The organism is Methylobacter sp., assembly GCF_036845245.1.
GTDB lineage: Bacteria > Pseudomonadota > Gammaproteobacteria > Methylococcales > Methylomonadaceae > Methylobacter_A.
On record NZ_DAIUEH010000013.1, the window covers coordinates 58903 to 84340 of the forward strand.

A 25438-nucleotide genomic window follows, 5' to 3' on the forward strand; every position below is an offset into this window, starting at 1 on the left:
TGTTAGCAACAAAAGGCGCACCATGAGGATTATGGAATTTAAAGAACAAATGCACGACTATTCGGTATGGCGTGCAAAATTGGTTCAGGCTATAGAAATGTATCACCAATGGCGCAGCCGCTATGGTATGAACGATCCTCACAGTACTGATACCATTTTAAATATCCTTAATGGCCTGCAATCAGACAAAATCACCTTGGCTTTTGTTGCTGAATTTTCCCGCGGTAAAACCGAACTGATCAATGCGCTGTTTTTTGCTGAAACAGGCGTCAGGCTACTCCCGTCTTCACCGGGGCGCACCACGATGTCGCCGACCGAACTTTTTTATGATGAAAAAGGCGGCAATTATATCCGTTTGCTGAATATCGAAAGTCGTCTTGAAGACATTTCACTGGCTGAGTTTAAAAAAAATCCGGATCGTTGGACTCAAATTGATCTTGATTTCGATTCGCCGACGCAAATGCAGGAAGCGTTTAAGGAATTGGTCGCTACCAAGCATGTTGATCGAAACATTGCCGACAAGTTGGGCTTGTGGAATGAGCGTGAAGCGGCAGAGCAGGGCATTATCAATCCTGAAAAAGTTGAAATCCCCTGCTGGCGTCATGCCTTGATCAGCTTTCCCCATCCGTTATTAAAAGAAGGCTTATCGATTTTGGATACGCCCGGCTTAAACGCTCTAGGAACCGAGCCCGAACTCACCTTAAGCATGCTACCCAATGCTCAGGCCATTATTTTTGTGCTTGCCGCCGATACCGGCGTTACCAAAAGCGACCTGGAAATGTGGCACAATCATGTTTGTCATAGTCGTGGCGGCAGCAGACAGGGCTTGGCTGTAGTGATGAATAAAATCGATGCGATGTGGGATGATCTTGTCGACGAAAACGGCTATGACGATTCCATTCGCTCACAAATAAAAACGTCGGCGATTACTTTAAAAGTAAAGGAGAGCGTGATTTTTCCGGTGTCAGCCAAACAAGCTCTGCTTGCCAAGGTTAAAGCCGATGGACCTTTACTTGAGAAAAGCCGTCTGGCCGCCTTGGAAAGCTATCTTGCTGATGACATCTTAAAACAGCGTAAAAATATTCTACTCGGCACCATTACTCGTGATATCGGCTTTCTGGTTAATGAGTCGTCCAACCTAACAGGCGCTTCGTTGGCGAATGCTGTTGCACAGCTTGAGGAATTCAAAAAAATCGATTTTCAAAACCAGGACATGACCGGCAAATTGATGGCCGAGACGAGGGATAGACAAAATCTTTATATGACCAATGTCGAAAACTTTCAGGCCAGCCGCCGGGTTTTTGCCGTTCAAGCCCAGATGCTGATTGATTCATTCGCCAAAGAAAAAATTGATAGCATCATCAAAACCACCAAACATGACATGGCAAAGAGCCTGACAACTTACGGCATGAAGCAAAACATCCGTAAATTGTTCGATGAGTTGCGTGATCTGCTGCAAGACTCCGTCGATATTACCAATGAAACCCGGCGCTTGGTAAAGGCGATACACAAAAAATTTAAAGATGAATACGGTTTTAAGGAAATCGAACCGCAGTTGTTTTCGATCAAACAATATCAGATCGAGCTGGAACAGATTTTTGATGAAGGCGAAGCATTTCGTGCCAGCGCAAAAACCACGATGTCGGAACAAAGCATTGTCATCAACAAGCTTTACAGTACGCTGATTGCCAAAGCCAGAAATATACTCAGGCAGGCGCATGCCGATGCGACAACGTGGAGTAACGGCGTTTTAACGCCTTTGATGCACCAAATTAAGGATCACAAAAAACAGATTGAAGGCCGTTTGCATATGCTGAGGAAAATCAACGAATCGAAAGACAGCATTATTGAAAACATTATCAGTCTTGAAGCGGAATTGGAGCCGTTAAAACGACAACGTGATGAATTGGCTATCATCATTAACGCGATGCAGCTGGATGTCCACAACTCGTAACATGTAGGATGAGAACCATGATGGGTTTCGGCTAGCGCCTCTACCCATCCTACGTCTTTCTAAAAATCAAATCCCAAACACCGTGTCCTAAGCGTAGACCGCGCTGCTCGAATCTTGTTAGCGGACGGTACTCGGGGCGTTCGCAATAGTCGCCGCTAGGGCTGGTATTAGTGATACCCGTACCTACCGACAATATTTTCAGCATGTGTTCCGCGTAATTTTGCCAATCCGTCGCGGCATGAAAATAACCGCCCGGCTTCAATTTTTTGGTTAATAGCTCAACAAAACTGGGGCGGACAATACGACGTTTATGATGCTTTTTTTTAGGCCACGGATCGGGAAAGAACAAATGCACGCCGGTCAGGCTATTGTCGGCAATCTTGTGTTCAATAATATCCATCGCATCGTGGCAATAGATTCTGACGTTGGTCAGGCCTTGTTGATCCAGTAGCAGCATTAAATGGCCGACACCCGGCTTATGCACTTCAATACCGATGTAATCATTATCAGGATTGGCTTCCGCCATTTTCGCCAGACTGTCACCGGTGCCGAAACCTATTTCAACAATCAACGGCGCTGCACGGCCGAATATCTGGTTGAAATCATAGTCGGCATCAGGGTCGAGACAATATTTTTCCCAATGACACTCCAAAGCCAATTGCTGGCCTTGGGTAATGCGTCCTTGTCGACGAATAAAGCTACGGATTCTATGCGCGGGAGTTTGTTCTGGAGAGAGCATGGTAATTAAGAGACATAAAGGACGCCCGGCCGACGCCCTACAAAATTAAAAAAACAAACCGTCTATTGGCGATGACGCGGAAGCAAAGCGCCTGCGCGGCATACGTCCCGCTAAAAATGCTTCCCTGCCGGCTTCGATACCTTTACGCATGGCCGAGGCCATCAATATCGGATTTTTAGCGGCGGCAATCGCGGTATTCATCAATACCCCGTCGCAACCCAGCTCCATCGCAATGGCGGCATCAGAGGCGGTACCGACACCGGCATCGACCAGAATGGGCACATTGGCATTTTCAACAATGGTCAGAATATTATAGGGATTACGCACGCCCAGGCCGGAACCGATCGGCGCGGCCAGCGGCATGACCGCCACGCAACCGATATCTTCCAGCCGTTTGGCGGCAATCGGGTCGTCATTGGTGTAGACCATCACATCAAAACCGTCTTTAACCAGCAGTTCCGCGGCTATATAGGTTTCCGCGACATCGGGAAACAAGGTAAGCTGATCGGCCAATACTTCCAGCTTGACCAGTTTGTGTCCGCCGAGCAATTCCCGGCCCAGACGGCAGGTTCTTACTGCATCTTCTGCAGTATAACAACCGGCGGTATTAGGCAGAATGGTGTATTTATCCGGCGAGATGACATCCAGTAAATTAGGCTCGCCGGGATTCTGGCCGATATTGGTACGGCGAATCGCCACGGTCACAATTTGTGCGCCGCTGGCTTCAATAGCCAGCCGGGTTTCTTCCATGTCCTTATATTTGCCTGTGCCAACCAATAATCTTGAATGATACTTTACCCCTGCCAGCATGAAAGAATCATCCTGCCCGCCGCCGATAGCATGGACAATTTCCAGGCGATCCCCGGTTTGTAATACTTGGGTATCGTATTGCTGGAACGGCAGAATTTCTTTATTCAATTCAATCGCAATTTTTTTGCCGGTCAGCCCCAACTCGGCAACCACATCGGCAACCCTGCTGTTTTCGGCGCAGTCACGGGTTTCGCCGTTAACATGAATCATCATCTACTTAAACTCCGGCTGGTGTCTACCGTTCTGCGTTTTTGCACCGCTAACGCCAGCTCTTTCAATAGCGGCACAGTATCGTCCCAGGACAAACAGGCATCGGTAATGCTTTGGCCGTAAACTAACGGTTGTCCGTCGATGACTTTTTGACTGCCTGCCTTAAGATGGCTTTCTATCATCACACCCATAATCCGATGATCACCGCTGGCGATTTGTCCGGCAACATCATCGCCGACTATCAATTGCCGCTGGCATTGTTTCAAACTATTGGCATGACTGAAATCAATCATGATATTCGGCTTTAGCTCGGCTTTTGCCAAGCCTTCGGCGACCTGCTCCACGCTGACTGCATCATAATTAGGGCGATCATTGCCGCCTCTTAAAATGATATGCACATCTTCATTGCCGGTGGTTGAAAAAATAGCCGAATGACCGGCTTTGTTCAACGAGATAAAGTGATGGGGGCTCATCGCCGCGCCTATCGCGTCGATGGCGATTTTGATCGTGCCGTCGGTGGAGTTTTTAAAACCGATAGGGCAGGATACGCCCGAAGCCAATTCGCGATGTCCCTGGCTTTCCGTGGTTCTGGCGCCAATTGCGCCCCAGGCGATCAAGTCGGAAACATATTGCGGCGTGATTAAATCCAGGTACTCGGTAGCAGCTGGAACGCCCGCTTCATTCACATCCAGCAACAAACGTCTGGCGATGCGTAAACCTTTGTTGATATTAAAACTGGAATCCAGGTCAGGGTCGTTAATCAGGCCTTTCCAACCGACCGTAGTGCGCGGTTTTTCAAAATAAACCCGCATTACGATCACAAGGTCATCGGCTAACTCATCTTTAACCACTTTCAGAAGACGGGCATATTCATGCGCAGCTATCGGGTCATGAATGGAGCAAGGTCCCACGACCACGACCAATCGATCATCCAGGCCGGTCAGTACTTTATGTATGTCTTGGCGGGCCAATGCCGTCGTCTGCGCCGCAGCTTCGCTAATCGGCATTTCGGTATGAACTTGAACAGGTGCAATGACTTCTTTAGTCCCACAAATTCTCAAGTCATCAGTGTTATATTTTGTATGCATGAATGCTATCAACCCATTGCAGGATTATTGTCAGAATTTTTCATTTTAACCGATTTTGAAATTCTTTTGTTAGCGTTCTTGCCGCGTTAGACGTGGTTACTTCAAGTCGAGCCAAGCAATTTCGGGCATAAGCAAACTGCTTAAATAACGCCATGCCTTTGAAACGAAGTCAGGGCAGTAGCTAATTAAGTTTATTATCTAATTAAACTGCGTTATTTAACGTAATAAAAATAAGTCATATGGCTCACTTTTATTGAAAACATAGCTCTCGATAAAAGCTTATCGCCTACACTGGCCGGACCCAGCAAAATAATAATAAGCAAAATCGATTTGTAAAAAAGAGTAAGTAATTGATTACGATAAATTAAAAAAGTTAAGTGGATTGGTCTTGATAGTCGGCATTGCCATGGACTTGGTAGCTTGGCATGTAATCTGCCTTGTATGAGTAGATCTACTATGACTATAAAAATTAAAACAATGAAAAAGTATCTATTCTTGCTGGGCGTGAGTTATTTAGGCAGTGGGATTGCTGCCGAACCGGTAAAGGTTAAAAAAACGGATAAGCAACAACACGCTAACCAAACCCAGAGCAAAGCAGAGAAGCAGAACGCTTCGTCGATGGTATTGTCCGATATTATAGTGACAGGCGAGTCCGAAGACGGCAGGCCTGAAACGCCTTCAAAAACCGATTTTGCAACGCCTGGCGTCAAGGTCACCAAAAAAGATATTGAAAAAACCAATGCCGTTACCACCTCCGATTCGGTTAAATACGAATCCGGCGTTTTTGTCCGTCAACGTTATATCGGCGATCCTAATGCACCGGTCGGCATGCGTGGTTCCAATCCTTATCAAGGGGGCCGGGTCATGGTATTCATGGACGGCATGCCGATCTGGAACTCATTGCAATATACCTTTAACGGTTCGCCGCGCTGGGGCTTGATCGGTCCCGGTGAAATCAAGTCGGTCGACGTGCTTTCCGGTCCTTTTTCAGCGGAATACAGCGGCAATGCGATGGGCGGCGTGATGAATTTCAATACTTTGATGCCGCAAAAGCGCGAGGTTTACACCGAAGCGACCTATATGCTGCAACCGTATTCTTACCAAGGCACCAACCAAAACCTGCAAGGCTTTAAAACCTTCGGTTCTTACGGCGACAAGTTCGGCGATCTCAGCACCTATTTCTCCTACAACCATCTGGAGAACGAAGGCCAACCGATGACGACTTACGGTTCTTCGAATTCAGCCGGAGCAAACGGCGGGCCATTACTTGCAGCCGGTAATAATTTAACCCGGGTCAACGGCGCTTATCTGGAACAAAATCCCAAAGCCATCGGCACTCAAGCGAACCAAGGCGGCTACGCCGGGCAACCGCGTATTTCCTATGGCGATAGCGGCGTGACGCAGTCGGTGGATGACCTGTACAAATGGAAAGGAGGTTATGCGATCAATTCGAAACTGGACGCTTTATTTACCGCCGCTTTCGAAAACCTGGATGTAACCAGCACCGGCCAAACCTATCTGACCAATGCCGCAGGCGCTCCAATATATGGCACTTCTAGCAACACAACCTATAACTTTAACGGCTTACAGGTCGTTCCCGCCGCCAACAATTTCGGAACAAGCCAGCAAAACAGGCAAACATTGACCTTGGGAGGCGGATTAAAAGGCAACCTGTTCGGCAACTGGAATACCAATACCAATATCAGTTATTTCGATGTGCTCCACGACCGAACCATTGCATCAACCCTAAATCCCAACGATCCGAACAACAGGAATCAGGGCCAGGTTACCGATGTCGACAGCATGGGCTGGGTTAATATTTCGACGAAATTCGATAATCAGGAATTTCTGGGGCGCAAGGATTTATCATTCGCTACCGGCTACGAGTACCAGCATTCAAAGTTGTTCACCACCCAATACGGATCGAACAATTATCTTACTGCCCAACAAACCAATGTATCGCTGAAAAGCGGTGGCGCAACCGATACGCACGGACTTTTCGGTCAATTATCCTGGCGCTTCCTGCCGTCTTGGGACGCCACCGTCGGCACCCGCCTGGAACGTTGGAATATGTCGGATGGCGTATACACGGCTAACACACTTAACGGTAACAACGTTATAACCGCTACGTCAAACAATGCCCCGGCAGACCGTCAAGCCTCGGCCTTCTCGCCCAAATTTTCATTGGGTTTCGAACCGGGTCGCTGGAAATTCCGTTACTCTGTCGCCAAGGCTTACCGCTTTCCACTGGCCGGCGAATTGTTCGACAACTCGAACAGCCTGACCGGAAGCTCAAGTCTCGGAAACGCTTCCTTGAAACCGGAAGACGGTACGCATCACAACCTGTTAGGCGAATATGATTTCGATAACGGTTATATTCGATTGAACTTGTTCCACGAAAATGTCCGCAATGCCATTTACAGCTCGTTTATCTCAAACTCGGCGCTTGGCAAAACACCGGCGGGAAACTATACCAGCGCCGTTTCCAATATCGGCGAAGTTGAGATTAACGGTATCGATTTTACGATCAATCAAAACCAGATTTTCGACTCCAATTTTGATGTAAAACTGGATACCACAATCTTGGACTCGAAAATCCTGAAAAACGACAACGACCGCAACTTTGTCGGCAAAGACTTTCCATTATTGCCGGATTATCGGGCTAACCTGCTGACGACTTACCACTATGGCAAGGATTGGGATTTTTCGGTGGGTACCCGTTATCAAGGCCGGATGTTTTCACAATTGGACAACAAAGATTTACAATTGCCCTATTACGCAGCCTTTACCGAATCAGTTTATGTGGATTTGAAAACCACTTACCATTTCAACGATAAAAAAGGTCACGTGTCAGCCGGGATAGACAATATCAACGACTACCAAGCGTTTTTCAACCATCCCTTGCCGCAACGCACATTTTTCATGCAAGTGGGTTACAAGTTTTAAGGGCTGGAACGTTTATTAACACTCTATATAAAAATACGCACAAGGATGTGCGGTGTTTAAATACTACATAATAATAATAATTTTAGGAGGACTCTTTAAATGATGCATTTCAAACCGCCGTACCCGCTTAATCCCAGACGGGCCATGATCTGCCTGCTGATGCTGACATCCCCGTTGGCCGTAGCCGAAACCAGTCAAAATAGCGCTCCTTCCGATGACAAACCTGCTGTCAGTAAAAAAGCGAAAGCCGATAAATCCAAAGCGGAACTATCGGAAATGACGATAACGGAGAAAATAACGCCTACCGCCAAGGAACGATACAAACTGCCGACAACGACAGAAAGTGTTACGCGCGAAAAAATCGACGACACCATCAATGCGATGACTGCCGAAGATACTATTAAATACCTACCCAGCATCCAAGTGCGTAAACGTTATATCGGCGATACCAATGCGCCGGTGGGTTGGCGTACATCGGGCACAGGCGCCAGTGCACGCGGTTTGATTTATGCCGACGGCATTCTGCTGTCTTCATTGCTTGGCAATAACAACGGCAACACCGGTTCACCGCGCTGGAATATGGTATCGCCTTCTGAAATTGAGCGGGTCGATGTGATGTACGGGCCTTTTTCAGCGGCTTATTCGGGTAATTCGATGGGCGGCGTGATCGATATTACTACGCGTATGCCGGAAAAATTCGAGGCTGGCGGCGATATCAGGTCGACTTGGCAGGATTACGGTTTCTACGGCAAGAAAAAGACATTTGATAGCCAGGAATATTCTTTCAATGTCGGCGATCGTTACAAAGACCTGTCATTCCGATTCGATGTCAGCCATCTGGACAGCCACAGCCAGCCAATAGCCTTCGTTAATCCTATTACGTCGACGGCCAATGCAACCGCTGCGGACAGAGTAGTAACGGGAGCCGTCTCTAACTTGAATCCATACGGGGTTAATGCGCTGGTGCTGGGCGAGTCTGCGCTCAATCACACGGTACAGGACAACTTCAAATGGAAATTCGGCTATGATATCACTCCGAGCATTCATGCGGCCTATACGCTGGGATTATGGCAGAACGAAAATAATGCCGGTTTTAACAGCTTTTTACGTGACAGCGCCGGTAATATAGTCAATAGCGGTACCGTTAATATCGGCGGCAGGCAATATAACCTGAGCGCTGCGAATGCCCCCAGTTTCGCGGAAACCAGGGCGGAACAAATGCACTGGTCGCACGGCATGAATATTAAATCCACCACCGGCGGAATATTCGATTGGGATTTGGCGGGCAGCGTAGTCGAATACGGCACAGACCTTAGCCGGACATCGACACAAACGCCTGCGCAAGCGGCGGGCAACGGTGCCGGCAGAACCACCAGCTTGACCGGAACCGGCTGGCATACTGCCGATGCCAAAGGGATATGGCGGCCAAAAGCAATGGGGCCGCATGAGGTCAGTTTCGGTTTCCATCATGATTTATATAATTTGGATAACCCGGTTTATAACGCCACCAATTGGCAAACTAGCAGTGGCGGCACTATTTTTTCCAATTCGCAAGGCAAAACCCAGACCGAAGGCTATTGGCTGCAAGACGCCTGGGACTTCGATAAAAAATGGAATTTCACGCTGGGCGGACGCCTGGAAAACTGGCACGCATTCGACGGCTATAATGCGGCGACAGTGGGCACCACACTCAGGTCGATCAACCAGTCGGACCGTAATGACCTGGAATTTTCACCAAAAGCCAAGTTGACCTGGAAACCGATGGATCGCGTACAAACAGGCTTAGCCATCGGCCAGGCTTATCGATTCCCTACCGTGACCGAGTTGTTTCAAACCACGACCACTACAGTGGGAGGGATACAAAACATTATTAACGGCAACCCCAACCTCAGGCCCGAAGAAGCGCTGTCTTCTGAATTGTCGGGAGAATATTTCCTGGATCAAGGCAAATTGCGTCTTAGCCTGTTTCAGGAGCGCGTAAAAGATGCCATTTTTACCCAGCAAACTTTTCTGGCCAACGGCGCTGTTGCCAGCACGCCTTCAAATGTCGGTGAAATTCAAAGCTACGGTGTCGAAGTTGCGGGCGAAGCCAGTGATGTCGGCATAAAAGGCCTTGATCTTTCCGGTAACGCCACGTGGACTGATTCCAGAATTACCGAGAACGCTATCGCCGATGCCGCCGCGTCTGCGGCCGGTCCTACGGCAGCCAACCCCAACGCCAATCAGCCTTCAGTGGGCATGCGTCAACCCAGGGTGCCTGAATGGCGAGCCAGCGCAACAATTTCCTATCGACCGACTGACAAACTGATTACCTCGATAAGCGCTCGTTACAGTGGTTTGCAGAGTGGTCAGTTGAATAACAGTGACGTCAATCTAGGGACTTACGGATCGGGCGGTACCTCTTATTACGTAGTGGATTTAAAGGCTAAATATCAATTTACCAAACAAATCAGCGCTTCTGCGGGTATTGATAACGTCAACAACTACGAGTACTGGTTATTTCATCCTTTCCCATCTCGCACTTACTTTGCTGAGTTGAAATATAATTATTGATAATCTAATTGTATTTAAAATGGCAACATAAAGCCGGGCTCTAATAATCCCGGCTTTATGTGCAAAGGGCGGGAAAATACTTGCTCCGCTATTCTTTAATAATTCGGCTCGACTCTTTAACTCGGATGAAATCCATGAAATCGCTAACCTTTTTTCTGTTTTTGGTAACGCTGGCACTATCCGGTTGTGCAAATGACGCGATGGTAAAAGCTGCAGACGATGCCAATCAGCAACATTCCCATCATGCGGCAGAAGCAAAAGGCGCTTGCGCTGATGCCAATGCATTGCCGTCAAACCAATGTGCAGAAACGGTAAGCGCTGCTTTTGATAATAAGGGTGTGCTATGGATTACCTGGACAAGCAATGATCACGTTTATGTGCAATCATCGGAAGATAAAGGGCTAAGTTTTTCCGAGCCGGTCATGGTCAATCCCGTCGCTGAAAAAATAGAAGCCAAAGGCGAGTATCGCCCGAAAATAAAGCCGGATGCAAAAGGCAATATTTATTTAACCTGGACGTTGAAGCTGGAAGGCAAGCATAGCGGCCATATCCGCTTTAGCCGTTCGACTGACGGCGGAGAGCATTTTTCCGCTCCGGTGACCGTCAACGATAATCTGGATATCATCAGCCATCGCTTCGACAGCATGGCGATCGGTAAAAACGGCGAAATTTTTATCGCCTGGCTGGATGCGCGTGACGTTGAAGAAGCCAAAAAAGCCGGCAAACAATTTGAAGGATCTTCGCTGTATTACAGCTGGTCGGACGATGGCGGCCAACATTTTTACCCCAATAAAAGAATCGCGATGCATACTTGCCAATGCTGCCGCCTGGATACCGCAATAGCGCCGGACAATACGCCGGTCATCACCTGGCGGCATGTTTTTGAAGGCGGCATACGCGATCACGCGTTGGTTAAATTCAACGACTGGAATACCCCCGGCGATACCCATCGTTTAGGCCGGGATAACTGGAAAATCGATGCCTGCCCGCATCACGGCCCCGGCCTGTCGATTTCAGATTCCGGCATTTATCACGCGGTATGGTTCAGCGGTTCAGCAACCAACCAGGGCCTGTTTTATGCCTACTCGACTGATGCAGGGCGGCATTTTTCCACCCCTGTTAGCTTCGGCAAGGAAGGTGCCGGTCATCCGCATGTACTGGCTTTAGGTTCGCGGGTCAATGTGGTTTGGCAGGAATTCGACGGTACTAACAATGTGATTAAATTGATCAAATCCGCCGACGACGGCAAAAGCTGGTCGAAGCCCGAGGCGGTTGCCCAAACGGCCAAGTCCGGCGATCAGCCATTCCTGGTAAGCGACGGACAGAAAATATATCTTTCCTGGAAAACCCAGCAGCAGGATTATCAATTGAAATCTATTGAAGAGTGAAACTTTTATTCACCACGAAGGCACGAAGAGCATGAAGTTTTATTTCTTCGTGCCTTCGTGGTGATACTTTTTTAAGCTTTTTAACTGATTTTTGGATTTGTCGGATATGAGTGAGAAGTTACAAAACTCCCCTAGCAAAGCGCCGAATTGTTTAGAACCTAATTATGTCTACAAATAAACCTCTGTTAGAAGCCAGGCAACTGGTGGTTAACTATAAAAACCATCGTGCGATTGATGAACTTGATTTGTCGGTCCCGGCCGGTTGCGTCTACGCCTTGTTGGGCGGCAATGGCGCGGGCAAAACCTCGACCATCAACACTTTTTTGGGTTTCAATCGGCCGACCGAGGGCAATGTCTTTATTGATGGCGAGTCGCCCGAGCAAAACCCGGCCGTAGTTCGCGCCAAGCTGGCATATTTGCCGGAAAATGTCGCGCTTTATGACTACATGAGCGGCTTGGAAAACCTGAGCTTTTTCTGCCAGCTGGCCAATATCCGCCTATCCCACCAACATGCGCACGATCTATTGATGAATACCGGCTTGCAAGCCGATGCCCACGACCGGCGCGTTTCGACTTATTCAAAAGGTATGCGCCAGAAAGTCGGTTTGGCCATCGCTTCGGCAAAGCAGGCGAAAGTCATGCTGCTGGATGAACCAACCTCCGGGCTTGATCCCAGTGCGGCTAATGATTTCGCCCAGCGGGTACGAGCGGCAGCCGATCTGGGCATGGCGGTGCTGATGGCGACTCATGATTTGTTTAATGCCAAACAGGTCGCCGACCGTATCGGCATCATGAAAGCAGGGCGTCTGGTTGAAGAGTTCGATGCGCATACCGTCGCGCATGATGAGCTTGAGCATAAATATCTGGCGCACGCACGGGGTTTGCTTTGATTCTTGCGATTGTCCACAAGGAATTGCTGTCTGTGCTGAGGGACGGAAGGCTGTTAGTATTGGCGTTTTCGGTATTCGCCGTATTGACCGGATTTTTTTTGGCTTCCGTTGCCGAACATCAGCAAGTACAGCTGGAAAAGCAATCGGTCGGCGCAACCGCCAAGGAGCAATGGGATACGCAAGGCGTCAAGAATCCCCATGCGGCGGCGCATTTCGGTATTTACGTATTCAAGCCGGATTCGCCGCTGGCATCGATCGATCCCGGATTGAGACAATATACCGGCCAGACGCTCTGGCTGGAACCGCATAAACGCAACGTTGCGCGCTTCAGTCCGGCGGCCGATCAAGGGCTCGCCAGCCGTTTCGGGCAAGCCAGCGCCGGTTTTGTGTTGTATGCACTGTTTCCGCTGTTGGTCATCGCGCTGGCTTTCAATGCGATAACCCAGGAACGGGAGCAGGGCACCTTGCGCATGCTGCATAGCCTGGGAGTATCGGCGACCAAGTTGTTGCTGGGCAAGTTTACCGGCTTGTTACTGGCTTTTGCCGTGGTGTTGATGCCGGCAATGCTGATCGCTGTGATCATTTTGTACCAAAATTTCGATTTTGCCGGTGACGACCTGTTCAGGCTATCCGCATTGAGCGGCGCTTTTTTTATTTATTATGCGATATTCGCGGCTTTGGCGATGTCCGTGTCTATCCATTTCAAAAGCAGCCGTCTGGCTTTGTTTACCTTACTGGCATTCTGGGCTGGCAGTGTGCTGATTGCCCCGCGCCTAGGCGCTGCCGCCGCAGAAATGATGGTGCCGACGCCCGGCGCTATGGCGTTCTGGGCCGCAATCAAAAACGACATTCAGCAAGGTTTGGGTAACGATGGCGATCATGATGCGCGCGAGGCGTCATTCAAGGCTCAAGTGCTAAAACGGTACGGCGTGGAGCGGGTTGAAGACTTGCCTCTAGGTTATACCGCATTGAACCGCAATTTTAATGACGGTTATTCCGAACGGGTTCATGCCCTGCATTTCGATAGACTGAGAGATGCATTCGAACGCCAGAGCCGGTTTATTCATATCGCCTCGCTACTCGGTCCGAGCATAGCGATGCGCTCGGTGTCGATGACGCTGTCCGGCATGGACCTGGCGCATCAGCGACATTTTGAGGATGCAGCGGAAAACTACCGGCATTATTTTATCGGCCTGACCGATGACTGGGATCGTGAACGCAGCCACGGCACCGAGCGCGGTGCTCAAGGCCATGATTCCGACTGGGGTAGCGTCAAGGCATTCAGTTATGAACCACCCTCAGTGGGCTTTGCGCTGCATCATGCGCTGATCGATCTGCTGGTTTTGCTGGCTTGGCTGGTTGCCGCGCTAATGTGGCTGCTGTTTTCCGCGAAGAGGCTTAAGCCATGATGGGATTGTTGCAAGCTGAAGGGCTGCGCTTCATCCGCAATCCGGTCAATCTGTGGGTAATTGCCGCATTCTTTGTTCTGTTGGCGGGTAGCGCAATATGGTCGGGACTTGCCGCCAGCGAGTTTCGCGCCAAAGCATTGCAGCCGCAACATCAATCAGGCAATAACCAAGTGCGGACGGAAATGCACGATGCTCCCGGTATCGGCAAAGCAGGTGATACAGCCAAGTTGCCTGACAATGCAACGGTGCGTCTCCCGGCGCTCGGCGGTTTGGCGTTAAGTGTACGGCAAATGGACCTGCTCGGTTCCGAACTGCGCCTATCGACCCGCAGCCGCTATACCGACGGCCGCAACAGCGATCAGCTGTTCAATCCGTTGCTGCGCGAGCTGGGCTTGCTCGATTTTGCCGGCGTACTTGCGTTATTGCTGCCATTGACTGTGATAGCGCTGACTTACGGCTTGGTGCAGGAAGACAGGGAACGGGGCGTCTGGCGCTTGGTTTGCGCGCAAATGCCCTATCCTGCGCGCTTGGTATTTGCCGCGCTTGCGGTGCGCCTGGCTGCGGTGTTGATGCCTGCGATCATGGCATCGTTGCTTGCGTTTATGCTGGATTCCGGTTCCACATTCTATGCCGCAGCATATTGGCTGGCTTTTGTCAGCGTCTTCACCGCTGTATGGATGACGATTGCAGGCCTATTCCTGTTGCTGCCCGTTTCATCGGGTGCGGCGGCTGTGGGCTTGTTAGGCGTGTGGCTGGTCACGACGTTTGCGGTACCGGCGGGCTTGAGCTGGGCGGCGAATAACATGCAGCCGATGCCCTCGCGGCTTGAAGCCATTGTCGATATTCGCCGTATTCAGGCGCAAACGTCCAAACAACAGGCTCAATTGCTGTCAGTTTGGTACCAGGCGCATCCCGAAATTGCGCCCGTGAAAGAGCCGTCCCGCGAGATTGCCGGTTTGCCTGCGAATCTGGCGCTTGACAGCAAGGTACGGCCTTTGATGTATCGTTTCGATGAGATCCGGAAAGCTCATTTCGAGTTTATGGAACGTTGGTCGGCGCTTTCGCCCGGCCTTGCCGCGGTGTTGACGGCTGATCGTCTGGCAGGTATCGATGCGCCCCGTTATGCGGAATACATTCAGGAGACCAATGAATTTGAAGACCGGTGGCGGGCGTTTTTTGCTCCCCGAATTATGGGCAAGCAAAACATGCCGTTGGATTATCGACAACTGCCTCAAGAGAAACCTTTACCAATGGCTGAAACAGTATGGACGGTCATATTGAGTCAGTCGCTGATCGGTATGTTGTTATTACTGGTATTGGTAACTTTACGCAAGCGATTCGGAAAGCCCTAAACCCTGTTTAAAATCGATTGATAATAATAATCGCCAAGGCATGACGCGTACTTTATGCTTACACATTTTCAACGATATAAGGATTACATTTATGGAAATTATTTACTTTTTATTGCACTTGCTTAAAGACCCTTTGTCGACGCTACAAGATTTTCTGGTGCATTACGAGACGTTCACTTATGTGTTTATAGCGACGATCATTTTTGTCGAAACGGGGCTAATCGTTATGCCGCTGCTGCCCGGCGATTCATTGCTTTTTGCGGTGGGCCTATTGGCGTCGTCGACCGGAAAGTTGGATATTCAAATCATCATTCCGTTGCTCATCGGCGCGGCTTTATTGGGCGACAATGTCAATCATTTCGTCGGGAAACATTTTGGCAGTTTCGTCAAATCCCGGAAACAAATTCTGTTTTTTAAACGGGAATATATTACCCAAACCGAAGCGTTCTACGGAAAACACGGCGGGAAAGCTGTTATTATTGCCCGCTTTATTCCGATTATCCGCACGATTGCCCCTTTTGTAGCCGGTGCCGGCAGCATGAAATACCTCAAATACATCATTTTTTGCATCATCGGCGCGACATTATGGGTCACGAGCATAACGTTGACAGGTTATTTTCTCGGTTCGAATGAATGGGTCAAACATAATTTCGAGAAGGTCGTTTTGGGCATTGTTTTTGTGTCGATCATGCCAATCATCTGGCAATTTGCACGAGTCAAATTGTTAAAACAGCCTCAATCCATTTAGAGTTTCTGAAGTTCTGCAATCATTATCGTGACCATGCTAAGTAAAATAAGGCGTTGCCCGGAATCTGCACATATCAGACGCACCATTGATGTTTAAAAGGTAATATTCTTCTTATGTATTTATTTAACAGTCATGAAGGCGGCTTGGCCGACCGGAATTTAAAACCTTCGGGTGACGAGGCGAGTCCGTTAGTGCAGAAAAAACGATCATTATTTACCGCTTTGACCGGCGAAGAGAACCCGCGTTTTATCGGTGGATTACTGTTGATTTTAGTGCTGCTGTTACATATTTGGGCGGGTTTTTGGCTGTTAAAACCAACCGAGCGGCCCAAAACCCCAGCGCTGATGATAATGGAGGTCTCGCTGGTTTCAGCACCGGTTCAGCCGGCACCGGTTACGCCGCCTGCGCCACCGAAACCGGTGCAGCCCAAACCGGAGCCGCCGAAAAAACAACCGGTCAAACAGCCGATCAAGAAAAAAGTGCCGGTTATTCCCAAGCAGGCGGAGCTGCCAAAACCGCAAGCTATTGCCGAAGAAAAGCCCGTGCCGTCTAATGCCGCGCCGACACCTTCAGTTTCAGCTCCGCAACCGGTCACTCGCCCCGCTCCTGCTGTCGTCAGCAATGAGCCGAAAATCAGTACCGGCGTCGTTCCATTGGAGCGGATTCCTCCGAAATATCCTGCGCGGGCGGCGAGTCGTCATATCGAGGGCTGGGTTAAAATCGAATTTACCATTACCAAGAGCGGTACAGTTGAAAATGCGGTAGTGGTTGAGGCGGAACCTGCCGAAGTCTTTGACGATGCTGCCTTGAAAGCCATTAATCAATGGATATTCAAAGAAAAGACAGTAGACGGTGTTGCTGTTGAGCAGCGTGCTGTTCAGACGCTGCAATTTAAATTGACCCAATAATCGGCTTGCGTTGACGCTACAGGATGAGTAATCAGATTGATGATTGCAGCCATGAATTTCATTTTTAACCATTTAAAATAAAGGAGATGGGAATGCCCTATCATATTGCGCCCGCTGTTATTATCGACGGTACTTTGTACACTTTGTTGGCCTTTTCGGTGGCCACATGGACAGTGATTTTGTTCAAAATCTGGCAATTTACCAAGAACAGTTATTATAACCGGCGTTTTAACGAAGCATTTTGGGGGGCCGCTAGTCTGGAGCAGGCAAAAGCCTTGCCCGCAGATATTGCCAGAGGTCCGCAAGCGCGAATTGCACAACAAGGATTTGCATGGATGGACGAAAGTAAGCAGTCTGAGGGCAAGAGCCTTAAATATTGCGGCGTTCCGGCTGAGCTGCTGGAACATTCGTTACTTGTTCAAATGCAGAAAGAGCAGCACGGAATGGAAAGCGGCCTGACCCTGCTCGCCAGTATCGGCAGCACTTCGCCGTTCGTCGGCCTGTTCGGTACGGTGCTGGGCATCATGCACGCGATGCATGAGATTACTGCCAGCGGTTCGACCAGCCTGAATGTGGTGGCCGGTCCTATCGGCGATGCTTTGGTCGCTACTGCAATCGGTATCGCGGTTGCCGTGCCTGCTGTGTTGGCTTATAACTTTTTCTTGCGCCGGGTTAAACAGCAACGTGCCGGTTTGGAAAATTTTGTTATCAGTTTTGAGCATATCGCTACACCTGCGAACGCCAACGGTAAGGAATAGACATGGCTTTTAAACCGCAATCCGAAGACGACGGAGCAATGAGCGACATTAACGTTACGCCGCTCGTCGATGTAATGCTGGTGTTGGTGATTATTTTATTGGTGACCGCGCCGTTACTCACGCAATCCGTACACGTGACCTTGCCGAAAACCGCCGAAACCACCGCGGATATTAAAGAACAACCGTTACAGCTCGGTATTGATGCGCAAGGAGCCATAACATTAAATAAGCTGCCTATGGCCGATCTTGCGGCATTGGAAGCGGCGTTGAAAGCCGAGCTTCTAAAAAATCCTGAAATCGGTTTGCATTTATATGCCGATCAAAATGTCGTTTATTCAAAAGTCGCCGAAGTCATGGCAACCGTGCAACATTCGGGAATCGCAAAAATAGCGTTCGTGACTGAGAAGCAGTAATACATTTCGGCATATTAAATTAACAGAAGAGGCCACGAAGAAACATACGGGCTTCCGTAAAAGAATCGCATTCTCCGTGGTTTGTTAACTATTTATATATACTCCGTATACAAAATCGTTCATTGATTAGTGAAGGGTTTCAGTCTACTTTTAGCCGATGCATATGCGTATGGGTGTGGTCATGTCGATCCCATAAATCAGGTGATATTTAAGATATTCACTCCTAGACTTTATTGTACAAAAAGCCTATGTCTACCCATCCTTCCTTTTTCTCCTGTTGGGCTTATCGTACTGAGCATATTTGTTATCGGCTTGGCAATGATCATCTTTGAAGTCCAGTTTGTGATGGGTTCATTGTGTGCGCTGTTAAGTCTTTTCCTCAGCAGTTTAACCACCGCCATGATTTCCGTAGCAGAAGCTATCAAACCGGGCGAACTTAGTCTTGCGTTTGTTGGCGCCTTCGCTATCATCGCAGCGGTAGTATTGAATAGGGTGATGCATGTCGATATTGATTTCACACTGGGCAGCGGTTTGGGTTTGGTGGTGATGTATATCTGGGTATTAAAAACAAAATGGTGTAATGTTGAGACAAATTTTGACGTTCAGCTACAGAAGGTTGAATGGGCTATTTTTTAATGTACTACATCGGAATTATCACCGGTATGGCGGCTCTTAGTCATGTGGGCTGGCCGTCTTATGTTCGGCAACTGTATGAAATGTTGGAGCCGGCATGGGGCAATTTTATTTTAGACATGGTATCGAGCTCTATCGACACTAACCTGCTTGAAGCGGCGGCGATCACTGGATGTTAAACGCGATGATGGTAGGCATTGGCGGCAATCTGCTTTATGGTCGCATCATCGGCCGGGGTCATGGTTATGTCTATCGACAAAAGTTATACTTTTGCCACTCACTTACGTTTTCTACCGGCAGTCCTGGCCAATATTCTCGGTTCTTTTGGTTTCCGGTATCTGCAATTCGAAATATTCACTGGGTATGACGCTACAACAGCATAGCAGCCCGTTGATTCTGTGCTCATTTTTTCACCTAATCCAATATTTATTATGTCGACAAATTCACAAGGTCATTCCAAACAACAAGTAGCCGTTTTGGCGCTAAGCGCAATCGGTGTTGTGTTCGGTGATATCGGCACTAGCCCCTTGTACGCCGTTAAGGAAGTCTTCGGCAGCCATTTGCCGATTGATAAGCTTCATGTATTGGGTGTGTTGTCACTGATTTTTTGGGCATTGACTCTGGTTGTGACAACCAAATACGCAATCTTTATCATGCGTGCCAATAATAAAGGTGAAGGCGGCATCATGGCGTTAATGGCTTTGGCATTGCAAAGCGCTAAAGATAATCCACAAAAAGCACGCTTTATCGTTACCATTGGATTGCTCGGCGCGGCTTTGTTTTATGGTGACAGTATTATTACTCCTGCAATATCAGTATTAAGCGCAGTCGAAGGGTTGCAAATAATTGCGCCTTCTTTAAATCATTATGTATTACCGATCACTATTACAGTGCTCAGCGCTCTTTTCATAGTGCAGGCTAGGGGTACCGGAGCTGTCGGAAAAATGTTTTCGCCAATCATGTGTCTTTGGTTTGGCACTTTGGGTATTCTTGGCGTAACCAATATTGTTCACGCCCCTGCTGTACTGGCCGCAGTTAATCCTTATTACGCCATTCATTTATTGTTTGAGTTGGGCTGGCACGGTTTTTTAATTATGGGGGCCGTGGTTTTGGCAATAACCGGTGCCGAGGCGCTTTATGCCGACATGGGGCATTTTGGTTTGAATCCCATCCGTTATGCCTGGTTCAGCTTTGTTTTTCCTGCATTATTACTGAACTATTTCGGGCAGGGAGCGTTGCTGCTTGAGCATCCGGAGGCGGTGAAAAATCCATTCTATTTAATGGCACCGACATGGGCAATGTATCCGCTGTTAATTTTGGCGACACTGGCGTCTGTTATCGCTTCCCAGGCGGTGATATCTGGCGCATTCTCGGTTACCAGGCAAGCCATACAGCTTGGCTATTGCCCGCGCATGAATATTTTGCATACTTCGGGTCAAGAAGTAGGGCAAGTTTATATTCCTGCGATTAATTGGTTATTGATGGTTTCGGTATTTGTCGTGGTATTGAGTTTCCGGTCCTCCTCGGCACTTGCTTCTGCTTACGGCATTGCCGTTACCGGCACTATGATTGTGGATACTCTGTTGGCGTTTATTGTCATCCAAGGTATTTGGCAATGGACAAAATCAGCCAGTGTTACTTTTTTGACAATTTTTCTAACGGTAGATTTTGTGTTTCTTTCTTCTAACAGTTTAAAAATACCGACCGGGGGCTGGTTGCCGTTAGTTATAGGAGGCGTGTTGTTTTTAATGATGACGACATGGATTCAAGGTCGTGCCTTGTTGGCGGGATATATGGATGAAAGGCGTATGTTGTTTGAGGATTTGGAAGACAAGATAATGAAACATCAGGCGGTAACCGTTCAAGGTTCGGCCATCTATCTTGCGAAAACTCTGCATGGTGTGCCGCAGGTGTTTTTACATAATTTTGAGCATAATCATGTGCTGCATGAAAAAATCGTGGTATTGACCATAGTCACCAAAGATGAGCCATACGTTGACGTGGCGCACCGAACCAAGATTCGGGCCTTCGGCAAGGATAACAATTTTTATCGGGTTAAGCTTTATTATGGTTTCAAGCAAAATCCCGATGTGAGACAAGCTTTAGAGCAATGTGCTCAGGAAGGTTTAAACATCGATTTCAAACAGACATCATTTTTTATTGGTAGTGAAAGGGTCTCTTTTCGGAAAAAAAGTCCTATGCCTACATGGCGTAGACCCTTATTCAGGTTTTTATTCCACAATGCCTCAAGCGCGATAGAATTTTTCAAAATTCCCGTTGAGCGCGTCATTGAGCTGGGCATCCGTATTGAACTTTAGCGGGGTAATTGAGAGGCCTTTGTTCGCCAATTCAATTGGGGTCTATCCGGGAATTTTGTTTTCACAAAAGTCTACAGGCCTCTAACACGAAATCTTCGTTTACATCGCTACTGCGTTCAAATTCTCGTCTTCATACAAGCGTGTTTTCTTCCAGCCGGCAAATTTACTGTCATAAAATTCAAGATCATTATCAATTGAAAATTCATAACAACTTCTGAACAGCTTGGCGGTACGGAATGCATGCAATTCATCATCGGCTGTTACTTTATCTACATTACCAACCTGAAAAGTTTTATTCCTGGATTTGCAATTGCTGACCCAAAAAACGGTATAGCAAAGATAGCTTTTATCTTTACGGTGATCATATTTGATCGTTCTGGACACGCCGGTGACACCGGTGGTGGTTTTATTTTTAGGCGGCTTAAGAAATCGTGTCTTACTGCCTTTTAAAACAGTCAGCATCTGATCACGCCAAGTAATTGCGGCTTTCAAAGACTTACCTTTGTTGCCCCACAATTTATGTGAAAAATAACGACTGCTTTCTTTGCCGCGCCGTACGATGCGTACTTGAAAACCAAACACATCGGGTTCTGTAATATGTTTATTTTTTGCCATGATAAAATTCCATCAAACGAATGAACTAAGTGAATTTAACAGCCAAGTTAGGGCGACAGGCTTCGGAAAAACCTGAGGACGGTAAATCCCTGACACTATTGTAAGCCATTAATGACAAATTATGTCTAAAATTTAAATTAAAGCAAGCTAAAAATAACAACAATTTCGCTAATCCCTACTAATCTAGTGTACAATTTCACCAATCCACTTCTTCAGTGGCTAACACTAAAGTTAACAGTCTTTTGCTTTTTCACTATTTATTTGGAGATAATCAATGAGCGTATTAGTCGGTAAACAAGCACCTGATTTTACAGTTCCTGCTGTTCTGGGCGATGGTCAAATAGTTGATTCATTTAGTTTTTCTGAGGCCACTAAAGGCAAATATGCGGTAGTATTTTTCTATCCGTTAGATTTCACCTTTGTTTGTCCAAGTGAGTTGATCGCTTTAGATCATCGTATGGACGCATTCAAAAGCCGTAATGTTGAAGTCGTTGCCGTATCTATAGACTCTCATTTCACGCACAACGCATGGCGTAATACACCTGTCAACAAAGGCGGTATCGGCCCTGTTCGTTACACTATGGCTGCGGATATATCTCACTCTATTTGTAAAGACTACGATGTTGAAGCAGATGCGCCTGCAGTGGCTTATCGCGGCACTTTCCTGATTGATCGTGACGGTAAAGTCCGTCATCAGGTTGTTAACGATTTGCCGTTAGGTCGCGACATGGATGAGTTACTGCGTATGATTGATGCGTTGCAATTCCACGAAGAACATGGCGAAGTATGTCCAGCCGGATGGCAAAAAGGCGATTCGGGCATGAACGCAAACCCAGCCGGTGTTGCAGAATATCTGGATAAAAATGCGGATAAACTGTAAGTCGTAGTTTGTATGGAGCTGGTTCGGCCAGTTCCTCTACGACATAAAAAAAGGCTTAGGCATTTAATGTCTAGGCCTTTTTTATTACAGTAATAGAGATTCGGTTGGCGGATAAATTTTCGGCCAAGACGCCGACTGTCCATAGTAACAAAAAAGAGGGGGTAGACTTAGTTGCTATTCCGGCTTGTTTTGTGCAACATCTTGGGATGCATCCTGAAACTTTCGATAATTAATTGAAACCTTGAGTCCAGCAAAGCGCCCGGCCATTCTAACTAGCTCTTGGGTCTTTTTATCAAAAGTAATTTTAACCTCGTTTAAGGCACGATCTTCATAGCCTTCTTCTATATGATGGGTTTCCAACAGAAAACGGTAAATATAGACCTCCTGCTCTCCTTCGTCCTTGATTTCAAAAGGTTCGCCCAATTGTGCCAGAACGGCCGGTTTTTTGGGTAGATCGTCAGAAATTTTGTCCAGTAATGCGGAGTTGGCTTTGAGCTGTTGTTTTTCTTTATCGATCTCGGCGCCACCTATAGAACGCAAAGAGACTTCTAAAAACTTGGGTGGGGCAATTGCCAAAAAAAGCGAAGAAAACGACCAGGCAATCAGGCGGTTTTCTTTGTTAAAATTTAAATCCGAATAAAATTTTACTTCCGGCTTGATCAGTTTATTGTTGCCGTCAACTTTGCGAAACCAGTATCGCCAGCGTCTGCCTTCCGGCGTAGGATCATCTTGACTGGCATAAAGCTTGGACAAAGAAACAAAGTCTTTGCTGTAAAGAATTGGGTCTTTGAAGCGCAAGGTAAACTCATCACCGGCGGCTACAGAAAAATGACGATCAAATTCATCCATCTGTAGGTAGACTTGGTAAGCCCGAATCCAGTACATACAACCGGATAATGAACTGACCAGTACCAACAAAAAAAACATGCGAAGAGTTCGTTTAGCGATTGCGGCTTTCATTAGCGTAATTTATCAGTGTCGTGTATCGGGATCATTAGCGGTATTGTTTCGGGACAGGATGTTTTCCACATCAACGCCATCAAAGTGGTATTGTTCGCCGCAGAATTCGCAGCTTACTTCAATAATGCCCCGCTCTTTTAGAATATCTTCCAGTTCGGTCCGCCCCATGGCTAATAATGTTCTTTCGATGTTTGACCGGGAGCAGGCGCAGTTGAATACAACGGGTTCAGCGTCGAACAGCCTGATTTTTTCCTGATTGAACAATCGATATAACAGTTGCTCGCAGTCCAAGTCGAGTAATTCCTGCTCGGTTATGGTGTTTGCCAATATCTCGATATGCTCCCAATCAGCCTCATAATGGTCCTGTGCAGGTAACTCCTGTAATAATAATCCGACAGCATGAGTGGCATTGGCAATTAACCACAAGCGGGTCTTAAGCTGCTCGGATTGCTCGAAATAAGTTTGCAAGGCGACGGCTAGGTTATTGCCCTGGAGCGGAACAATGCCTTGATAAGGAGAGCCGTTTTCCATTTCGATAGTTAATACCAGTCGCCCTTGGCCAAACATGTTTTCTAATGAACCGGGAGCTGCATTTTCCTTGCCTCTTACCAGGCCTCGTATTTCTCGCTGATCCGTTGCCTGGGCAACCAGGGTTTTAATATCGCCATCACCTTGGGCCTGAAGAATCATCGAGCCTTTAAATTTGACCGTAGCCGACAACATGACTACGGCCGCCAATGCTTGTCCCAGTTGCTGTTGCATGTTTTCAGAGCCGCGCTGATGAAGTTTAGCCGCTTGCCAGCTGCCGGTTAATTTGACCCATTCTCCACGAACGCCCAGTTCTTCAAATAAAAAACGGCGTAATAAATCTTGCTCTATCATGTTGCTCCAGCTAAAAAATCGTGCATTTTTTGACATCAGGATCATAATAATCCTTGATCTAACAGTTTTATAAAAATACCACAGGCTATGACTTTTTCATCAAAAAAACTTGTTTTGCCCGACCCTAAAGAAGCTTTGCCTGGTCGAAACACACCAATGCCTGTTACCAATAAGCATTTTGTAACAGGTAATCCAATAGTTTCACCGTTTCAGGAAACCATGGAACAAGCCCTGTTCGCAATGGGCTGCTTCTGGGGGGCGGAGCGAAAATTCTGGCAATATCCGGGTGTGTTTAGCACTGCAGTAGGTTATACCGGCGGTTTCACGCCTAATCCGACTTATGAAGAATTATGCTCCGGTTTAACAGGGCATACTGAGGCTGTTAAAGTTATTTTTGATCCGGCTGTCGTTTCATACTTTGAATTGCTTCAGATTTTTTGGGAGTCCCATAATCCGACGCAAGGTATGAGACAAGGTAATGACATCGGTACGCAATACAGATCAGGGATTTATACTTATACCCAGCAACAATTAGATCAAGCGCTTGAATCAAGGCAACATTACCAGCATCGACTCTCCCAGGCGGGTTTTAAACAAATAACGACCGAGATTATGCCGGCAGGTGAATTTTATTATGCCGAGGATATGCATCAGCAATATCTGGCTAAGAATCCTATGGGTTATTGCGGTTTAGGGGGATTGGACGTGGTTTTTGATTAGTCTTTGATTACAAAAGACAAAAAAAAGGCGGTTCAAAAAAACCGCCTTGAAATATATTTAGGAAGATATAACGCAACTTTCAGCTATGATGCTCTACAAGAGCCTTAAAAGTTAGGTTAATAATATCAATAAATAATGCAACACAAAATGTGACATATTGTCGCAGTTTAATTCTTGTTTAATTTTTAATTAAAACCTCGATAATATACTTAAATAATCCTGATTTTTTATTTAGGTTATTTCTAAATTTCATACTGTTTTTAT

At 47.4% G+C, this 25438-nt stretch carries 22 protein-coding genes; 16 read left to right on the forward strand and 6 right to left on the reverse strand.

The annotated features are described in order from the left end of the window. Positions 1-22: 22 nt before the first annotated feature. Positions 23-1954, forward strand: coding sequence for a dynamin family protein (locus V7051_RS07775; protein ID WP_333874368.1), 1932 nt, complete (start codon positions 23-25; stop codon positions 1952-1954). Positions 1955-2003: 49 nt separating this feature from the next. Here V7051_RS07775 and trmB read toward each other — a convergent pair whose 3' ends face one another. From trmB to V7051_RS07790, 3 genes are read right to left on the reverse strand one after another with little or no spacing between them, the layout of a single operon-like run. Next, positions 2004-2693 (reverse strand): tRNA (guanosine(46)-N7)-methyltransferase TrmB, encoded by a 690-nt coding sequence (trmB, locus tag V7051_RS07780; RefSeq protein WP_333874367.1) that lies wholly within the window; start codon positions 2691-2693, stop codon positions 2004-2006. Positions 2694-2738: 45 nt separating this feature from the next. After that, positions 2739-3716 (reverse strand): sulfur carrier protein ThiS, encoded by a 978-nt coding sequence (gene thiS, locus V7051_RS07785; protein WP_333874366.1) that lies wholly within the window; start codon positions 3714-3716, stop codon positions 2739-2741. Further along, the gene (locus V7051_RS07790; RefSeq protein ID WP_333874365.1) at positions 3713-4801 is read right to left on the reverse strand and encodes a 3-deoxy-7-phosphoheptulonate synthase; all 1089 of its coding nucleotides are present in this window, start codon (positions 4799-4801) and stop codon (positions 3713-3715) included. Before V7051_RS07790 ends, thiS begins: the two co-directional genes overlap by 4 nt. A 456-nt stretch (positions 4802-5257) precedes the next feature. Here V7051_RS07790 and V7051_RS07795 point away from each other — a divergent pair, with 456 nt between their 5' ends. The 13 genes from V7051_RS07795 (at position 5258) to V7051_RS07855 (ending at position 21117) form a co-directional block, all read left to right on the forward strand. After that, positions 5258-7747, forward strand: a complete 2490-nt coding sequence (locus V7051_RS07795) for a TonB-dependent receptor (RefSeq protein ID WP_333874364.1) — start codon at positions 5258-5260, stop codon at positions 7745-7747. Between the two features lie 99 nt (positions 7748-7846). After that, positions 7847-10300 (forward strand): TonB-dependent receptor, encoded by a 2454-nt coding sequence (locus tag V7051_RS07800; RefSeq protein WP_333874363.1) that lies wholly within the window; start codon positions 7847-7849, stop codon positions 10298-10300. 134 nt (positions 10301-10434) lie between these two features. Then, on the forward strand, positions 10435-11688 hold the full coding sequence (locus V7051_RS07805) for a sialidase family protein (RefSeq protein WP_333874362.1): 1254 nt from the start codon (positions 10435-10437) through the stop codon (positions 11686-11688). Between the two features lie 164 nt (positions 11689-11852). Then, entirely contained in the window at positions 11853-12578 is a 726-nt protein-coding gene (locus tag V7051_RS07810; RefSeq protein ID WP_333874361.1) for an ABC transporter ATP-binding protein, read from the forward strand. Next, positions 12575-13987: a DUF3526 domain-containing protein gene (locus V7051_RS07815; protein WP_333874360.1), complete on the forward strand. Its 1413-nt coding sequence runs from the start codon at positions 12575-12577 to the stop codon at positions 13985-13987. The genes V7051_RS07810 and V7051_RS07815 overlap by 4 nt, the downstream gene beginning before the upstream one ends. Further along, complete coding sequence (locus tag V7051_RS07820) at positions 13984-15339, forward strand: DUF3526 domain-containing protein (protein WP_333874359.1); 1356 nt, start codon at positions 13984-13986, stop codon at positions 15337-15339. The genes V7051_RS07815 and V7051_RS07820 overlap by 4 nt, the downstream gene beginning before the upstream one ends. Before the next feature lie 91 nt (positions 15340-15430). Next, a complete protein-coding gene (locus V7051_RS07825; protein ID WP_333874358.1) occupies positions 15431-16087 on the forward strand; it encodes a VTT domain-containing protein in 657 nt (218 codons plus the stop codon). A gap of 113 nt (positions 16088-16200) precedes the next feature. Further along, complete coding sequence (locus tag V7051_RS07830; RefSeq protein ID WP_333874357.1) at positions 16201-16995, forward strand: energy transducer TonB; 795 nt, start codon at positions 16201-16203, stop codon at positions 16993-16995. Between the two features lie 92 nt (positions 16996-17087). Beyond that, complete coding sequence (locus tag V7051_RS07835) at positions 17088-17753, forward strand: MotA/TolQ/ExbB proton channel family protein (RefSeq protein ID WP_333874356.1); 666 nt, start codon at positions 17088-17090, stop codon at positions 17751-17753. Positions 17754-17755: 2 nt separating this feature from the next. Next, complete coding sequence (locus tag V7051_RS07840) at positions 17756-18166, forward strand: ExbD/TolR family protein (RefSeq protein ID WP_333874355.1); 411 nt, start codon at positions 17756-17758, stop codon at positions 18164-18166. 318 nt (positions 18167-18484) lie between these two features. Then, positions 18485-18802, forward strand: coding sequence for a hypothetical protein (locus V7051_RS07845; RefSeq protein WP_333874354.1), 318 nt, complete (start codon positions 18485-18487; stop codon positions 18800-18802). After that, the gene (locus V7051_RS07850; RefSeq protein WP_334181131.1) at positions 18787-18978 is read left to right on the forward strand and encodes a hypothetical protein; all 192 of its coding nucleotides are present in this window, start codon (positions 18787-18789) and stop codon (positions 18976-18978) included. Before V7051_RS07845 ends, V7051_RS07850 begins: the two co-directional genes overlap by 16 nt. Positions 18979-19230: 252 nt before the next feature. After that, positions 19231-21117, forward strand: coding sequence for a potassium transporter Kup (locus tag V7051_RS07855; protein WP_333874352.1), 1887 nt, complete (start codon positions 19231-19233; stop codon positions 21115-21117). 99 nt (positions 21118-21216) lie between these two features. Here V7051_RS07855 and V7051_RS07860 read toward each other — a convergent pair whose 3' ends face one another. Then, a complete protein-coding gene (locus V7051_RS07860) occupies positions 21217-21732 on the reverse strand; it encodes a hypothetical protein (RefSeq protein ID WP_305268334.1) in 516 nt (171 codons plus the stop codon). A gap of 274 nt (positions 21733-22006) precedes the next feature. Between V7051_RS07860 and V7051_RS07865 the strand changes: the two genes are divergently transcribed. Further along, the gene (locus V7051_RS07865; protein ID WP_333874351.1) at positions 22007-22612 is read left to right on the forward strand and encodes a peroxiredoxin; all 606 of its coding nucleotides are present in this window, start codon (positions 22007-22009) and stop codon (positions 22610-22612) included. A 174-nt stretch (positions 22613-22786) separates the two neighbouring features. Here V7051_RS07865 and V7051_RS07870 read toward each other — a convergent pair whose 3' ends face one another. Both V7051_RS07870 and hslO read right to left on the reverse strand, forming a co-directional pair. After that, entirely contained in the window at positions 22787-23539 is a 753-nt protein-coding gene (locus tag V7051_RS07870; protein ID WP_442919637.1) for a hypothetical protein, read from the reverse strand. A gap of 45 nt (positions 23540-23584) precedes the next feature. Next, positions 23585-24454, reverse strand: coding sequence for an Hsp33 family molecular chaperone HslO (hslO, locus tag V7051_RS07875; protein ID WP_333874349.1), 870 nt, complete (start codon positions 24452-24454; stop codon positions 23585-23587). 87 nt (positions 24455-24541) lie between these two features. Here hslO and msrA point away from each other — a divergent pair, with 87 nt between their 5' ends. Beyond that, positions 24542-25174: a peptide-methionine (S)-S-oxide reductase MsrA gene (gene msrA / locus V7051_RS07880; protein ID WP_333874348.1), complete on the forward strand. Its 633-nt coding sequence runs from the start codon at positions 24542-24544 to the stop codon at positions 25172-25174. Positions 25175-25438: the final 264 nt, after the last annotated feature.

Bases quoted from the DNA above. Each gene is read 5' to 3' on its own strand.
- V7051_RS07860 (WP_305268334.1), bottom strand. From the start codon at position 21,732: ATGGCAAAAAATAAACATATTACAGAACCCGATGTGTTTGGTTTTCAA.
- V7051_RS07855 (WP_333874352.1), top strand. From the start codon at position 19,231: ATGTCGACAAATTCACAAGGTCATTCCAAACAACAAGTAGCCGTTTTG.
- V7051_RS07850 (WP_334181131.1), top strand. From the start codon at position 18,787: ATGGGCTATTTTTTAATGTACTACATCGGAATTATCACCGGTATGGCG.
- V7051_RS07775 (WP_333874368.1), top strand. From the start codon at position 23: ATGAGGATTATGGAATTTAAAGAACAAATGCACGACTATTCGGTATGG.
- V7051_RS07840 (WP_333874355.1), top strand. From the start codon at position 17,756: ATGGCTTTTAAACCGCAATCCGAAGACGACGGAGCAATGAGCGACATT.
- V7051_RS07820 (WP_333874359.1), top strand. From the start codon at position 13,984: ATGATGGGATTGTTGCAAGCTGAAGGGCTGCGCTTCATCCGCAATCCG.
- V7051_RS07810 (WP_333874361.1), top strand. From the start codon at position 11,853: ATGTCTACAAATAAACCTCTGTTAGAAGCCAGGCAACTGGTGGTTAAC.
- V7051_RS07845 (WP_333874354.1), top strand. From the start codon at position 18,485: ATGATCATCTTTGAAGTCCAGTTTGTGATGGGTTCATTGTGTGCGCTG.
- V7051_RS07870 (WP_442919637.1), bottom strand. From the start codon at position 23,539: ATGTTTTTTTTGTTGGTACTGGTCAGTTCATTATCCGGTTGTATGTAC.
- V7051_RS07830 (WP_333874357.1), top strand. From the start codon at position 16,201: ATGTATTTATTTAACAGTCATGAAGGCGGCTTGGCCGACCGGAATTTA.
- V7051_RS07805 (WP_333874362.1), top strand. From the start codon at position 10,435: ATGAAATCGCTAACCTTTTTTCTGTTTTTGGTAACGCTGGCACTATCC.
- V7051_RS07790 (WP_333874365.1), bottom strand. From the start codon at position 4,801: ATGCATACAAAATATAACACTGATGACTTGAGAATTTGTGGGACTAAA.
- V7051_RS07825 (WP_333874358.1), top strand. From the start codon at position 15,431: ATGGAAATTATTTACTTTTTATTGCACTTGCTTAAAGACCCTTTGTCG.
- V7051_RS07835 (WP_333874356.1), top strand. From the start codon at position 17,088: ATGCCCTATCATATTGCGCCCGCTGTTATTATCGACGGTACTTTGTAC.
- V7051_RS07795 (WP_333874364.1), top strand. From the start codon at position 5,258: ATGACTATAAAAATTAAAACAATGAAAAAGTATCTATTCTTGCTGGGC.
- V7051_RS07800 (WP_333874363.1), top strand. From the start codon at position 7,847: ATGATGCATTTCAAACCGCCGTACCCGCTTAATCCCAGACGGGCCATG.
- msrA (WP_333874348.1), top strand. From the start codon at position 24,542: ATGACTTTTTCATCAAAAAAACTTGTTTTGCCCGACCCTAAAGAAGCT.
- thiS (WP_333874366.1), bottom strand. From the start codon at position 3,716: ATGATGATTCATGTTAACGGCGAAACCCGTGACTGCGCCGAAAACAGC.
- hslO (WP_333874349.1), bottom strand. From the start codon at position 24,454: ATGATAGAGCAAGATTTATTACGCCGTTTTTTATTTGAAGAACTGGGC.
- V7051_RS07865 (WP_333874351.1), top strand. From the start codon at position 22,007: ATGAGCGTATTAGTCGGTAAACAAGCACCTGATTTTACAGTTCCTGCT.
- trmB (WP_333874367.1), bottom strand. From the start codon at position 2,693: ATGCTCTCTCCAGAACAAACTCCCGCGCATAGAATCCGTAGCTTTATT.